Annotated in this window: 13 protein-coding genes; 9 read left to right on the forward strand and 4 right to left on the reverse strand. The window is 70.2% G+C overall.

What is annotated here, in order from left to right; translation table 11 throughout:
- Positions 1–22: 22 nt before the first annotated feature.
- A complete protein-coding gene (locus ABD295_RS13935) occupies positions 23–1,174 on the reverse strand; it encodes a glycoside hydrolase family 16 protein (protein WP_344304363.1) in 1,152 nt (383 codons plus the stop codon).
- 155 nt (positions 1,175–1,329) lie between these two features.
- Between ABD295_RS13935 and ABD295_RS13940 the strand changes: the two genes are divergently transcribed.
- The 5 genes from ABD295_RS13940 (at position 1,330) to tuf (ending at position 7,282) form a co-directional block, all read left to right on the forward strand.
- Complete coding sequence (locus ABD295_RS13940; RefSeq protein WP_344304364.1) at positions 1,330–1,779, forward strand: MarR family winged helix-turn-helix transcriptional regulator; 450 nt, start codon at positions 1,330–1,332, stop codon at positions 1,777–1,779.
- A gap of 57 nt (positions 1,780–1,836) precedes the next feature.
- Complete coding sequence (locus ABD295_RS13945) at positions 1,837–3,099, forward strand: MFS transporter (protein WP_344304365.1); 1,263 nt, start codon at positions 1,837–1,839, stop codon at positions 3,097–3,099.
- Positions 3,100–3,344: 245 nt separating this feature from the next.
- Positions 3,345–3,815 carry a 30S ribosomal protein S7 gene (gene rpsG / locus ABD295_RS13950; RefSeq protein ID WP_344304366.1) on the forward strand — a complete coding sequence of 157 codons (471 nt, stop codon included), beginning with the start codon at positions 3,345–3,347 and terminating at the stop codon, positions 3,813–3,815.
- Positions 3,816–3,898: 83 nt separating this feature from the next.
- Complete coding sequence (fusA, locus tag ABD295_RS13955) at positions 3,899–6,010, forward strand: elongation factor G (RefSeq protein WP_344304367.1); 2,112 nt, start codon at positions 3,899–3,901, stop codon at positions 6,008–6,010.
- Positions 6,011–6,088: 78 nt separating this feature from the next.
- Positions 6,089–7,282, forward strand: a complete 1,194-nt coding sequence (gene tuf / locus ABD295_RS13960) for an elongation factor Tu (protein WP_344304368.1) — start codon at positions 6,089–6,091, stop codon at positions 7,280–7,282.
- A 185-nt stretch (positions 7,283–7,467) separates the two neighbouring features.
- Here the strand turns inward: tuf and ABD295_RS13965 are convergent, their stop codons facing one another.
- A complete protein-coding gene (locus tag ABD295_RS13965; RefSeq protein ID WP_344304369.1) occupies positions 7,468–8,325 on the reverse strand; it encodes an alpha/beta fold hydrolase in 858 nt (285 codons plus the stop codon).
- 33 nt (positions 8,326–8,358) lie between these two features.
- On the opposite strand from ABD295_RS13965, the gene ABD295_RS13970 reads away from it, so the two are divergent.
- Positions 8,359–8,880 (forward strand): DUF4190 domain-containing protein, encoded by a 522-nt coding sequence (locus ABD295_RS13970; protein ID WP_344304370.1) that lies wholly within the window; start codon positions 8,359–8,361, stop codon positions 8,878–8,880.
- Positions 8,877–9,623 (forward strand): tRNA (guanine(46)-N(7))-methyltransferase TrmB, encoded by a 747-nt coding sequence (gene trmB, locus ABD295_RS13975; protein WP_344304371.1) that lies wholly within the window; start codon positions 8,877–8,879, stop codon positions 9,621–9,623. The genes ABD295_RS13970 and trmB overlap by 4 nt, the downstream gene beginning before the upstream one ends.
- 28 nt (positions 9,624–9,651) lie before the next feature.
- Here trmB and ABD295_RS13980 read toward each other — a convergent pair whose 3' ends face one another.
- Positions 9,652–10,065 carry a hypothetical protein gene (locus ABD295_RS13980; RefSeq protein WP_344304372.1) on the reverse strand — a complete coding sequence of 138 codons (414 nt, stop codon included), beginning with the start codon at positions 10,063–10,065 and terminating at the stop codon, positions 9,652–9,654.
- 120 nt (positions 10,066–10,185) lie between these two features.
- Between ABD295_RS13980 and ABD295_RS13985 the strand changes: the two genes are divergently transcribed.
- Complete coding sequence (locus ABD295_RS13985) at positions 10,186–11,550, forward strand: MFS transporter (protein WP_344304373.1); 1,365 nt, start codon at positions 10,186–10,188, stop codon at positions 11,548–11,550.
- On the opposite strand, the gene ABD295_RS13990 is transcribed toward ABD295_RS13985, so the two are convergent.
- Complete coding sequence (locus ABD295_RS13990) at positions 11,526–12,353, reverse strand: RDD family protein (protein WP_344304374.1); 828 nt, start codon at positions 12,351–12,353, stop codon at positions 11,526–11,528. The genes ABD295_RS13985 and ABD295_RS13990 overlap by 25 nt on opposite strands.
- Before the next feature lie 48 nt (positions 12,354–12,401).
- On the opposite strand from ABD295_RS13990, the gene ABD295_RS13995 reads away from it, so the two are divergent.
- Complete coding sequence (locus ABD295_RS13995) at positions 12,402–13,397, forward strand: stage II sporulation protein M (RefSeq protein WP_344304375.1); 996 nt, start codon at positions 12,402–12,404, stop codon at positions 13,395–13,397.
- Positions 13,398–13,433 lie beyond the last annotated feature (36 nt).

A 13,433-nucleotide genomic window follows, 5' to 3' on the forward strand; every position in this document is an offset into this window, starting at 1 on the left:
GCCGGCTAGCGGGCCGGGCGGGTCAGCCCTGGGACCAGTGCCGGACCCAGTCGACCGACATGGTCTGGGGGAGCGGGGCACCCTTGAGCTTGGGCAGCTCGTAGTCGGAGCTGAGCAGGCTGAGCACGACGAACTCGGGCTGCTGCGAGACGCCCTTGTCCGTGCGCCAGGCCTCCTGGCCGTCGATGCGGACGACGTACTCGTCCTCGGTCCACTCGAGGGCGAACACGTGGTAGCGCTTGTACCAGTCGTCGTCCTGGTCGGTGAGGAAGCGGCTCGCCTCCTCGATCCAGTCGCCCTCCTTCGCCATGCCGTCCGGGCTCGGGTAGTAGACGAAGCTGGCCAGGCGGTCGTCGTCGTCACGGCCGAAGTACTCGACGACGTCGATCTCCGCGCCACCGCTGGCTGCGTCCTCGTGGTTGGCTGCGGCGAGCTGGGACTGGAACCAGAACGAGCCGTGCTGGCCGCGTGCGGGCTGGAATTTGATCCGCGCGGCGGTGACGCCGTAGCGGAACAGCTTGGTGCTCGCGACGTGCCCGTTGAGCCGGTAGGGGAACCGTCCGAGGGACTTGCCGTCGGCGGCCTTGGCCTCGCAGGACTCACCCGCACGATCGGGGTCGACCTGCACGCGGAGGGCCAGCGCGCCCCCGCTGACGTCGACCGCGTCGGGGGATCCCTTCGAGCAGGCGCGCAGGCCCTCGGGGTTGTACTCCCCGCCACGGTGGTACCACTGGGCCGGATCGAGGGCGTCGCCGTCGAACTCGTCGCCGGACTCGAGCGTCCACGTCCCGGAGACCTTGCTCGGCGCGCCACCGTCGGCGGAGACGCGGTACGACGCGTCCGTGCCGCCGCTGACGACGAAGTCGGCCGTGCCGGCGGCGTTGGTCTCCGCGGTGCCGACCTCCTCCCAACCCGACCCGGCGTCCTGCTCGAGGGTGAGCTCGACGCCCTCCTCGGCGGGCTCGGTGCGAGCGGCGATCACGGCCTCGGCATCGTCTGCGGACGCCACGTCGGCGCCGGCCTGCGCGATCGGCGGCAGCAGGCTCGCGGTCACTCCGGACGACGACTCGCTGGCGGGCGGCTCCTCGTCCGAGCCTCCGCCCGAGCAGGCGGCGGTGATGGTGAGGGCGCCGCCGATCGCGACGAACGCGAGAGCACGGCTTGGTCGGGTCACGGGTCCTGGGCTCCTTCGTGTGACTGCGGGGTCCTGGTCGACGCGGCGTACCCAACCTACGCAGCCGACCCGGCGCCGGACCAAAACGGGGCACCCGCCCAGGAGCGGGACGTGACGAGGAATACCTAGCAAGGGTAATGAGTTACGCTATCGATATGCCGACGTCAGAGAAGGTCGCCCGCACCAACGCGGGGGTAGCGAGCGAGCTGCGCATCGGGGTCATGCGGCTGCGGCGGCGGCTCGCCCTCGAGCGGCACCCCGACAACGAGCTCAGCCTCGGGGCCATGGCCGTGCTGGGGGCGTTGGCGGTGCGCGACGGCCAGACCGTCGGCGAGCTCGCCCGCGGCGAGCGCGTGCAGCCGCCTTCGATGACCCGCACCGTCAACTGCCTCGAGGACGACGGCTACGTCGAGCGCGGCACCAGCGACGCAGACGGCCGGCTGGTCGTCGTCAGGATCACCGAACGGGGCCGCGACACGGTGCTCGCCGACCGGCGGCGCCGCGACGCCTGGCTCACCCAGCGGCTGGCCGAGCTCGACCCCGACGACCGCGACGTCCTGCGCCGGGCCGCCCCGATCCTCGACCGGCTGGCCGGCACCGACTGACCCACTGACCGAACCACTGCCCGAACCACCGGCCCGAACCTCCCCGCGAAAGGCATCTTGTCCCCGACGTTCCGCTCCCTGCACAACGCCAACTACCGCCTGTACGCCGCCGGCGGCATGGTGTCCAACACCGGTACCTGGATGCAGCGCATCGCGCAGGACTGGCTGGTCCTCCAGCTGTCCGGTGGCTCCGGCACCGCCCTCGGCATCACGACCGGCCTGCAGTTCCTGCCCTTCCTGCTGCTCGCCCCCGTGGCCGGTCTGGTCGCCGACCGGATGCCCAAGCAGCGACTGCTCCAGCTCACCAACATCGGCATGGCCGTCCCCGCCGCGATCCTCGGAGTGCTCGCGGTCACCGGCGTGGCGGAGACCTGGCACGTCTACGTCCTCGCCCTCCTGCTCGGCACCGCGGCGGTGTTCGACGCGCCCGCGCGCCAGTCGTTCGTCTCCGAGCTGGTGTCCGAGGACGACCTCACCAACGCGGTCGGCCTCAACTCCGCGTCGTTCAACGCCGCGCGCCTGGTGGGTCCCGCGGTAGCAGGCGTCCTGATCGGCGCGCTGGGCGGCGGCGCCCAGGCCACGGGTTGGGTGATCCTGCTGAACGCGCTGACGTACGCCGCCCCCATCCTGGCGCTGCGCGGCCTGGACATGAGCCGCCTGGACTCGCCGGACGTGGCGCCGCGCGAGCCCGGCATGATCCGCGAGGGCGTGGCCTACGTCCGCGAGCGGCCCGACCTGATGCTGATCCTGGCCATCGTGTTCTTCACCGGCACCTTCGGGCTGAACTTCCAGATGACCTCGGCGCTGATGGCGACCCAGGTCTTCGGCAAGGGCGCCACGGAGTACGGCCTGCTCGGCACCTTCCTGGCGGTCGGCTCGCTGACCGGGGCCTTGATGGCCGCGAGCCGCACGTCGGTCCGGCACCGGCTGGTCGTCGGGGCCGCGCTGACCTTCGGGGCGATCGAGGTCGCCGCCGGGCTGATGCCGACGTACCTCACCTTCGCGCTGATGACCCCGCTGCTGGGCCTGACGGCGCTGACGATGATCACCGCCGCGAACACCTTCATGCAGCTGCACACCACGCCGGGAATGCGCGGGCGCGTCATGGCGCTGTACATGATGATCTTCATGGGTGGCACGCCTCTCGGGGCGCCCGTCGTCGGCTGGGTCGGCGAGAGCTTCGGGGCTCGTTGGACGCTGATCCTCGGGGGCTTGATGACCATGGCCGGTGTGGCTGCCGCGAGCCTGCTGTACCTGCGCGGCGTACGCCGTGCCGAGCGGCTGGTGCAGGGGCGTCCCGGCGTTTTGACCGGGGTTTAGGCGCGGAGTAGCCTCAAACCTTGTGTCTGGGTCCGCCCGGCACCTCTCGCATGCGCTCACGAGCCCGCGGCAATGGGGGCCACCCCCGCGCCGACCGGGACCGCGCAGCACAGATCACGAAGGCACGACTACACCGCAACACCACCGTGCCCGGCAGAGTGCCGGGCCGTGACAGAGGACAAGAAGGGGAACCACCCGGTGCCCACCATCTCCCAGATCCGCCACTGCGCTACGGAGGCCTGCTGATGCCTCGCAAGGGTCCCGCCCCGAAGCGCCCCCTCGACGTCGACCCTGTCTACGGGTCCCAGGTCGTCACCCAGCTCGTGAGCAAGGTGCTCAAGGACGGCAAGAAGCAGGTCGCCCAGCGCATCGTCTACACCGCGCTCGAGGGCTGCCGCGACAAGACCGGCACCGACCCCGTCGTCACCCTCAAGCGTGCCCTCGACAACGTCAAGCCGGCCATCGAGGTCAAGTCCCGCCGCGTCGGCGGTGCGACCTACCAGGTGCCGATCGAGGTCAAGCCCAACCGCTCGACGACCCTCGCCCTGCGCTGGCTGGTCGGCTACGCCGCCGACCGCCGCGAGAAGACGATGTCCGAGCGCCTGATGAACGAGATCCTCGACGCCTCCAACGGCCTCGGTGCCGCAGTGAAGAAGCGCGAGGACACGCACAAGATGGCCGAGTCCAACAAGGCCTTCGCCCACTACCGCTGGTGACACCGGGCGCGGGGTCTCCCTGATGGGAGGCCCGGCCCCTCACCTGCGCCCACACCTACTTTTCCAAGGGACTGAGACCCACTGTGGCTGTCGACATCACCACGGACCTGAAGAAGGTCCGCAACATCGGCATCATGGCGCACATCGACGCCGGCAAGACCACCACCACCGAGCGCATCCTCTTCTACACCGGCATCACCTACAAGATCGGTGAGGTCCACGAGGGCGCGGCCACGATGGACTGGATGGAGCAGGAGCAGGAGCGCGGCATCACGATCACGTCCGCCGCGACGACCTGCTGGTGGAAGGACCACCAGATCAACATCATCGACACCCCCGGTCACGTGGACTTCACCGCCGAGGTCGAGCGCTCGCTGCGCGTCCTCGACGGCGCGGTCGCCGTCTTCGACGGCGTGGCCGGCGTCGAGCCGCAGACGATGACGGTGTGGCGCCAGGCCAACAAGTACTCCGTGCCGCGCATGTGCTTCGTCAACAAGCTCGACCGCACCGGAGCGGACTTCTTCCGCTGCGTCGACATGATGGTCGAGCGCCTCAACTCCACCCCGCTGGTCCTCCAGCTGCCGATCGGTGCCGAGTCCGACTTCCTCGGCGTCGTCGACCTGGTCGGGATGCGCGCGCTCACCTGGCGCGGCGAGACCAAGATGGGCGAGGACTACGAGGTCGAGGAGATCCCCGCGGAGCTCAAGGCCCAGGCTGACGAGTACCGCGAGAAGCTGCTCGAGACCCTGGCCGAGGCCGACGACGAGATCATGGAGAAGTACCTCGAGGAGGGCACCTTCTCCGTCGACGAGCTCGAGGCCGCGATCCGTCGCGCCACGCTGGCCGACAAGATCAACCCGGTCCTGTGCGGCACGGCGTTCAAGAACAAGGGCGTGCAGCCCCTGCTCGACGCGGTCGTGAAGTACCTCCCGTCGCCGCTCGACATCGACGCCATCGTGGGCCACAAGCCCAACAACGAGGACGAGAAGATCGAGCGGCAGCCCGCCGACTCCGAGCCCTTCGCCGGCCTGGCCTACAAGATCGCCAGCGACCCGCACCTCGGCAAGCTGATCTACGTCCGGGTCTACTCCGGCAAGCTCGAGGCCGGCACGACCGTGATGAACTCGGTCAACGGCCGCAAGGAGCGGATCGGCAAGGTCTACCAGATGCACGCCAACAAGCGTGAGGAGATCGCGTCGGTCGGCGCCGGCCAGATCGTGGCGGTGATGGGCCTCAAGGACACCAAGACCGGCCACACGCTCTGCGACCCGCAGCACCCCGTCGTGCTCGAGTCGATGAGCTTCCCGGCCCCGGTGATCGAGGTCGCGATCGAGCCCAAGACCAAGGGCGACCAGGAGAAGCTCGGCACCGCCATCCAGCGGCTGTCCGACGAGGACCCCACCTTCACGGTGAAGGCGGACGAGGAGACCGGGCAGACCATCATCGCCGGCATGGGCGAGCTGCACCTGGAGATCCTGGTCGACCGGATGAAGCGCGAGTTCCGCGTCGAGGCCACCGTCGGCAAGCCGCAGGTCGCCTACCGCGAGACCATCCGCGGCACCGTCTCCAAGCACTCCTACACCCACAAGAAGCAGACCGGTGGGTCGGGCCAGTTCGCGAAGGTGCTCATCACCCTCGAGCCGAGCATCGACCCCGAGACCGGTCAGGGTGCGGGCTACGAGTTCGTCAACAACGTCACCGGTGGTCGCATCCCGAAGGAGTACATCCCCTCGGTCGACCAGGGTGGCCAGGACGCCATGGAGTTCGGCGTGCTCGCCGGCTACCCCATGGTGGACGTGAAGTTCACCCTGGAGGACGGCGCCTACCACGACGTCGACTCCTCCGAGCTCGCCTTCAAGATCGCCGGAAACCAGGCGTTCAAGGAGGCGGCACGCAAGGCCAAGCCGGTCCTGTTGGAGCCGGTGTTCGCTGTCGAGGTCATCACCCCGGAGACCTTCCTGGGTGATGTCATCGGCGACATCAACTCCCGTCGCGGTCACATCCAGAGCATGGAAGAGCGTCACGGCGACCACGTCGTCAACGCCCTTGTGCCGCTGTCGGAGATGTTCGGGTACGTTGGCGACCTGAGGTCGAAGACCTCCGGCCAGGCGTCGTACTCGATGGAGTTCGACTCGTACGCCGAGGTTCCCACGAGCATCGCCGACGAGATCATCAAGAAGGTCCGCGGCGAATAATCGTCCACGGATTCCCGCCGGACCCTCGGCACAGCACGACACCTACGAGTCAAGTAACAACACACAGGAGGAGCCCCAGTGGCTAAGGCGAAGTTCGAGCGGACCAAGCCGCACGTCAACATCGGCACGATCGGTCACATCGACCACGGGAAGACCACTCTTACCGCGGCGATCACCAAGGTCCTGCACGACAAGTACCCGACCCTGAACGCAGCCTCGGCCTTCGACGAGATCGACAAGGCCCCCGAGGAGCGTCAGCGCGGTATCACCATCTCGATCGCGCACGTCGAGTACCAGACCGAGTCGCGCCACTACGCGCACGTCGACTGCCCCGGTCACGCGGACTACATCAAGAACATGATCACCGGTGCGGCCCAGATGGACGGCGCGATCCTCGTGGTCGCCGCCACCGACGGTCCGATGCCGCAGACCCGCGAGCACGTGCTGCTCGCCCGCCAGGTCGGCGTCCCCGCCCTGGTCGTGGCGCTCAACAAGTGCGACATGGTCGACGACGAGGAGCTCATCGAGCTCGTCGAGATGGAGGTGCGCGAGCTCCTCTCCGAGTACGAGTTCCCCGGCGACGACATCCCCGTGGTGCGCGTGGCCGCCTTCCCGGCGCTCCAGGGCGACGAGAAGTGGGGCGAGTCGATCATGGAGCTCATGACGGCTGTCGACGAGGCCATCCCGACCCCGGCACGTGAGACGGACAAGCCGTTCCTCATGCCCGTCGAGGACGTCTTCACCATCACCGGTCGCGGCACGGTCATCACCGGCCGTATCGAGCGCGGCATCGTGAAGGTCAACGAGGAGGTCGAGATCATCGGCATCCGCGAGAAGTCGCAGAAGTCGACCGTCACCGGTGTCGAGATGTTCCGCAAGCTGCTCGACGAGGGTCAGGCCGGCGAGAACGTCGGGCTGCTGCTTCGCGGCACCAAGCGCGAGGACGTCGAGCGCGGCATGGTCGTGATCAAGCCCGGCACGCACACCCCGCACACCAACTTCGACGCGAGCGTCTACATCCTGTCGAAGGAGGAGGGTGGCCGTCACACGCCGTTCTTCAACAACTACCGTCCGCAGTTCTACTTCCGGACCACGGACGTGACCGGCGTGGTGACCCTCCCCGAGGGCACCGAGATGGTCATGCCCGGCGACAACACCGAGATGGCCGTCGAGCTGATCCAGCCGATCGCCATGGACGAGGGCCTGCGTTTCGCCATCCGCGAGGGTGGCCGGACCGTCGGCGCCGGCCGGGTCACCAAGATCACCAAGTGACCGAGCAGCCGAGTGCGACGAAGTCGCCCTCGGCGTAGCTCGGTCAGGTCGAGCAAGCCCCGCGACTGAGCTTGCGAAGTCGCGCAAGGGCGAGTCGAGGCCCGGTGAGCCGAAAGGCAACCTAAAGCACAGCACAGAGAACGACCCCGGACCGCAAGGTCCGGGGTCGTTCTGGTTGATCTCGACTATCCGCTCGCTTCGCTCGATGCTCGACCACCGGAAGTCAGCGTCGTCAGGATCTCGTCCCAGTACGCCGCGAGCGTCGCCCAGTGCGTGACCCCCGGCCGGATCGTGACGGTGGCGTGCGGGATCTGCGCCGCGAACCAGTCGGCACCGGGCCGGGCGCGCTCGTCGGCGCCGCCGTACCACAGCCAGGTCGGGCAGCGCACCGCGGAGACGTCGACGTCCCACGGCCGGAAGGTGAGGGCGGCGTCGCGCAGGTAGCCGTCGTAGGACGCGAGCGCCTCACGGGCGGCGGCGGCGACCTCGCGCGCCGGCCGCGCACCGACCAGTGCGCCGTCCTGCTCCGGCAGCGAGGCCGTCCAGCGCGCGGCCACCGCCTCGTCGTCGGGGTCGCTCACGTCCATCGACGCGGCCCACGCCTCGAACTCCGGCCTGAGGGCCGCCATCGCCTCGGTGACGGTGCTGCCCGCTGCTTCGCCGGTCGTCGGCATGGGCAGCGTGCCGACCACGCCCAGCCCGCTGACCCGGTCGGCGTGCCGGGCGGCGAAGCCCGCGGCGTACGCGCCCCCGACGGACATGCCGAGCGCCGCCACCGCACCGATGCCGAGGCTGTCGAGGACGGTCGCCGCGTCGTCGGCGACCGACGCGTGTGTGGAGGCTGCAGGGGAGGACCGTCCGTAGCCAGGCCGGTTCACGCTGACCAGCCGCACACCGGCCCGCCGCGCGGCTTCCTCGCCCGAGCGGGCCGCCCACCTCGTGTCGGGGCAACCGTGGAAGAAGAGCACGACGGGGTCCTCGCCGTCCGCACCGCCGGACCACAGCTGGGCGACGCGACCGTCTGGCAGTTCCGTTGTGGCCACGAGAGGGAGGCTAGCCGTGTCAGGATGGCCCGCATGAGCGACCAGACTCCTCCCTCGGGGACCCCGGCCGGAGATCCGCAGAACCCTGGCGGCGGCGAGCCGACCAACCCGTACCAGTCCCAGCCGGAGGGCGAGGCGAACCGTCCGAGCTGGTCGAGCGGGCAGCAGGCCGACCCGTCGCAGTACTCCGGTTACGGGCAGTACGGGCAGCCTCAGTACGGCGGGCAGCAGCCCCAGTACGGCGGCTACGCGGGCCCGCCGCCCGACCACCCGCAGTCGACGACGGTCCTGGTCCTCGGCATCGTCTCGCTCGTCGTGTGCCAGATCCTCGGGCCCTTCGCATGGGTGATGGGCAACCGCGTGGTCCGGGAGATCGACGCCGGCCGCGGGTCCATCGGCGGCCGCAGCTCGGCCAACGCCGGACGCATCTGCGGCATCATCGCCAGCGTGCTGCTGATCCTCACCGTGCTCGCGTTCGTCGCCATCTTCGCGATCGCCGTCGTGGCCGGGACGTCGGAGTCCTCGTTCGACTCGGGATACCTCATCAACCCGTGAGCGACACGCCTGGCCGCCCGTCCCCTCGGGCCCGGCCGGCACGCAGGGGAGCGGCGCGGCTCACCGAGGACGGACGTCCGGTCCGTGAGGTGCTGAGCTATGCCCGTCGGGGCAGTCGCTTCACGCCGTCGCAGGAGGCGGCCTGGGTGGCGCACCACGAGGACTGGGTGATCCCCGTCGACGACGTGGACGACCCCGGGTTCGTGCTGGCCGACCGCTTCGGCCGCGCGGCGCCGCTGGTCGTGGAGGTCGGGTCGGGGGTGGGCGAGGCCACGGCCGCGCTCGCCGCGGCGCACCCCGAGCTCGACGTGCTGGCGCTGGAGGTGTGGGTGCCCGGCATCGCCGCCTCCCTGGCCGAGGTCGCTCGCGTGGGTGCCACCAACGTGCGGTTCTGCGCTCTCGACGCGGTCTGGGCGTTCGAGAACCTCGTGGGCAGCGGCGCGCTGGCCGGGCTGTGGACCTTCTTCCCCGACCCGTGGCCGAAGACCCGCCACCACAAGCGCCGCCTCGTCGATCCCGCCTTCGCGGCGCTGGCCGCCGACCGGCTGGCGCCCGGAGCGACCTGGCGGTTGGCCACCGACTGGGCGGCGTACGCCGACGTGATGGCCGCGGTGCTCGATGCCGAGCCACGGCTGTCCGGTGGCGTGGTCGAGCGGTGGGAGGAGCGGCCGATGACCAAGTTCGAGCGCAAGGGCATCGCTGTCGGGAGGGCGATCACCGACCTGGCATACCAGCGGGTGTGAGCCCGTGCCCGGACTCCTGTCCGGGTCGCTAGAGCGGCAGGCCGAGCTCGAAGCCGCTCTCCTCGAGCGCGAGCTCGACGCGCTGCCGCTCGAGGTCGAGCTCGGGTCCTGGAGCGATCACCGTGAGCAGGGTGGTGACACCGAGCGCCTGGCTGGCCTCGGCCAGCACGGTGTCGTAGGCGCGGCGTACGGCTTCGCACTTCTCGAAGCGCTGACCCTCCGGCGGGTGGTGGAAGCGGCGGCCGAGGCGGCGGGCCTGGACGGCCAGCTCCTCGAGCGGACGGGTGAGGGGGACCACGGGCCGGCGGCTCTCGCGCCAGGCGGTGAACCGGGCCGCGGGCTTCGCCCAGGGCTCCCAGCCGACCATGAGGTTGAACAGGCAGGCGACCGCGAGGGAGAACGCGACGATGGCCAGCGCCACCCTCCCGATCTCCACCAACATTCTTCGACGGTAGATCCGGAGCGCGGCGTTCACAAGAGAACACGGAGGTTGGCCGGGGATCGATCCTGCCTGGCAGTCCGGCGGGCGGCTGATCGCCGGCGTCGCTCCTAGAATTCGGTCGTGACAGCCACCGTCGAGCGGGCCACGCGGCCGCGCGTGCACCGCGCGTGGTGGGTCGCCGCCGTCACGATGGCCGCCCTGATCGCCGCGGCCGGCTTCCGCTCCTCGACCGGGGCTTTGTTGGTCCCCCTCGAGGAGGACTTCGGCTGGTCCCGCGCGACGACGTCGGGCGCGGTGAGCCTCAACCTGATCGTCTACGGCCTGACGGCGCCGTTCGCGGCCGCCCTGATGGAGCGCTTCGGGGTACGCCGAGTGGTGGCCGCCTCGCTGACGCTGGTCGCGGTCGGCTCGGGGCTGACCCTGGTGATGACGTCGCCCTGGCAGCTGTGGGTGCTGTGGGGCTTCGCGGTCGGCATCGGCACCGGCTCTCTCGCGCTGGTCTTCGGCGCGATCGTGGCCAACCGCTGGTTCGAGAAGCACCGGGGCCTGGTGGTGGGCGTCTTCTCGGCGGCCAGCTCGACGGGGCAGCTGGTCTTCCTCCCGGCGATCGCGCGTCTCGCCGAGGGCCCGGGCTGGCGCTTCGCGGCCTTCCTGGTCAGCGGCTTCGCGCTGGCGCTGGTGCCCCTGGTGTGGTGGCTGTTGCGCGACCGCCCCGAGGACGTCGGCACCACGGCGTACGGCGCGGCCCCAAGCGACACGCCGGTCGAGCTGCCGGTCGAGGTCCCCGTGCCGGGGGCGCAGCCGCTGCCGGTGGCGCCTCCTGGTCCCACCGCACAGTCGGAGGGAGCTGCCCGGGTCGCGATCCGCGTGCTGAAGGAGAGCAGCCGGTCGCGCACCTTCTGGATCCTCTTCGTGACCTTCTGGATCTGTGGTTGGTCGACCAACGGACTGATCGGCACCCACCTGATCCCCGCCGCCCACGACCACGGGATGCCGGCCACCACGAGCGCGACGCTGCTCGCGACGATCGGGATCTTCGACATCATCGGCACCATCGCCAGCGGCTGGCTGACCGACCGGGTCGACTCGCGCTACCTGCTGTGCGGCTACTACTTCTTCCGCGGGCTCTCGCTCCTCGCGGTGCCCTACCTGCTGGGGCCGCACGTGCAGCCGAGCCTCTTCGTCTTCATCGTCTTCTACGGCCTCGACTGGGTCGCGACCGTGCCGCCGACGGTGATGCTGTGCCGCCAGCACTTCGGTCTCGAACGGTCGAGCGTGGTCTTCGGCTGGGTCTTCGCCGCGCACATGGTGGGCGCCGGCGTCGCTGCCAGCTTCGCCGGCTGGATCCGCACGAGCCAGGGCGACTACTTCTCGGCCTGGATGACGGCAGGCGGGCTGTGCGTGCTGGCAGCCGCGCTCTGCCTGACCATCCCCCGCGTGGTCGGCGAGCGCGGCGGTGCTCAGCGCCGCGCGGTCAGCCGGTGACGCAGCATGGCCTCGCGGTGGAGCCGCCGGTGGTCACGGTCGCGCCGGGCCGCGATCACGGCAGCCAGGAACGCCTCGGGCGGCGTGCCGGGCGGTGGTGCGGGCGCGACGTAGGGACGTGCCTGGTCGGCCAGGCGGGAGGCCAGGTCGTGCCGCACCGCAGGGTCGATCTGCCCTGAGCGGCCGAGGAACTGGCGTACGGCGACGGCCAGGCCGGTCGGCAGCGACGCGATGTCCGCGCTGGCGGCCCAGCGGGCCAGCGGCGGCGGCATCGGGGCCGGCATCGGCAGCCGGAGCACGACCCGCTCGCGCACGACGTACGTGCCGGCGGCGTAGTCGCCCAGACGCTTGCCCTTGCTGCTGAGCAGGGCCGAGAAGAAGGCGGGCACGCCGGAGAAGGCGTAGATCTCGACGAACCCGATCAGCGCCCGCACGAACGCGTGCTGGAACGAGATGGGTCCGGCGTCGTCGCGCACGGTCCGCAACCCCATCGCCAGCTTGCCGAGGCTGCGCCCCCGGGTGAGCGTCTCGAAGGTGGTGGGGACCACCAGGAAGACGGTGATCATGGTGCCGACGTAGGCGACCCACATCAGCGCGTCGTCGGTCTGGAGCGCGATCGGCAGCACCAGGAGCACCACGATGATGAGCGTGGCGACGGTGGCGATGATGTCGATGAGCCCCGAGACCATCCGCGCGCCGAGCGAGGCCGGCGGCAGGTCGAGCGCGACCGCCTCGCCGGTGACGAGGTCGTCGTCGGTGAGGGTGGCGAACTCCCCGGCTGGCGAGGGCAGACCCGTGGACATCGCCGTCACCGTACTCCGCCGATCGAGGAGGCCCGTAGATTGGGCCGCGTGGACCTCGACGCCTACGTGCACGCTCATGTGCACGAGTGGCGCAGGCTCGAGGAGCTGACCCGGCAGCGGCGGCTGTCCGGGGCCGAGAGCGACGAGCTGGTCGAGCGCTACCAGCAGGTGGCCACGCACCTCTCGGTGGTGCGCACCTCCGCCCCGGACGCCTCGCTCGTCGCCTACCTCTCGTCCGTGCTGGCCAAGGCCCGGACCCGGTCGGCCGGCACCCGCACCGCGTCCTGGCGCGGCGTCGTGAGCTTCTTCACCGAGCGCTTCCCGGCCGCGCTGTACCGCATCCGCTACTGGTGGCTCGGCACGCTCGCGGCGAACGTGCTCGTCACCGGCGTGATGATCTGGTGGCTGCTCGGCAACCCGGTCGTCGAGCAGTCGCTGATGGATCCGGCCCAGGTCGACCAGCTGGTCAACCAGGACTTCGAGAACTACTACAGCGAGAACGCCGCCTCTCACTTCGCCCTGCAGGTGTGGATCAACAACGCGTGGGTGTCGGCGCTGTGCCTGGCGCTGGGGATCCTCGGCCTGCCGGTGGTCTACCTGCTCTTCAACAACATCGCGAACCTGGCGATCATCGGCTCGATCATGATCCGCCACGACCACGGCGGCCACTTCTTCGGGCTGATCCTCCCGCACGGCCTGCTCGAGCTCACCGCCGTCTTCGTCGCCGGCGGCATGGGGCTGCGGCTCTTCTGGTCGTGGATCGAGCCGGGCTCCCTGACGCGCACGCAGTCCGTCGCCCGCGAGGGCCGCACCGCCGGCACCATCGCCCTCGGGCTCGTGGCCGTGCTGCTGGTGAGCGGGATCATCGAGGCCTTCGTGACGCCGTCGCCGCTGCCCACCGAGGCGAGGGTCGGCATCGGCATCCTGGCCGAGGCGTGCTTCTTCGCCTACGTGTTCGGGCTCGGGCGCGCGGCGTACGCGCGCGGGCACACGGGTGACCTCGACGCGGCGTTGTTGGAGGACAAGGTCGCGTCGGCTGCGTGATCGATCCGGCGAGATCCCCCGGCTGACCGAGCGAAC

It is taken from the genome of Nocardioides bigeumensis, from assembly GCF_039531755.1.
Lineage (GTDB): Bacteria > Actinomycetota > Actinomycetes > Propionibacteriales > Nocardioidaceae > Nocardioides > Nocardioides bigeumensis.

Excerpts from the sequence above, each read along its gene's own strand:
- ABD295_RS13940 (WP_344304364.1), top strand. The coding sequence starts at position 1,330 with ATGCCGACGTCAGAGAAGGTCGCCCGCACCAACGCGGGGGTAGCGAGC.
- rpsG (WP_344304366.1), top strand. The coding sequence starts at position 3,345 with ATGCCTCGCAAGGGTCCCGCCCCGAAGCGCCCCCTCGACGTCGACCCT.
- ABD295_RS13970 (WP_344304370.1), top strand. The coding sequence starts at position 8,359 with ATGAGCGACCAGACTCCTCCCTCGGGGACCCCGGCCGGAGATCCGCAG.
- ABD295_RS13980 (WP_344304372.1), bottom strand. The coding sequence starts at position 10,065 with ATGTTGGTGGAGATCGGGAGGGTGGCGCTGGCCATCGTCGCGTTCTCC.
- ABD295_RS13990 (WP_344304374.1), bottom strand. The coding sequence starts at position 12,353 with ATGTCCACGGGTCTGCCCTCGCCAGCCGGGGAGTTCGCCACCCTCACC.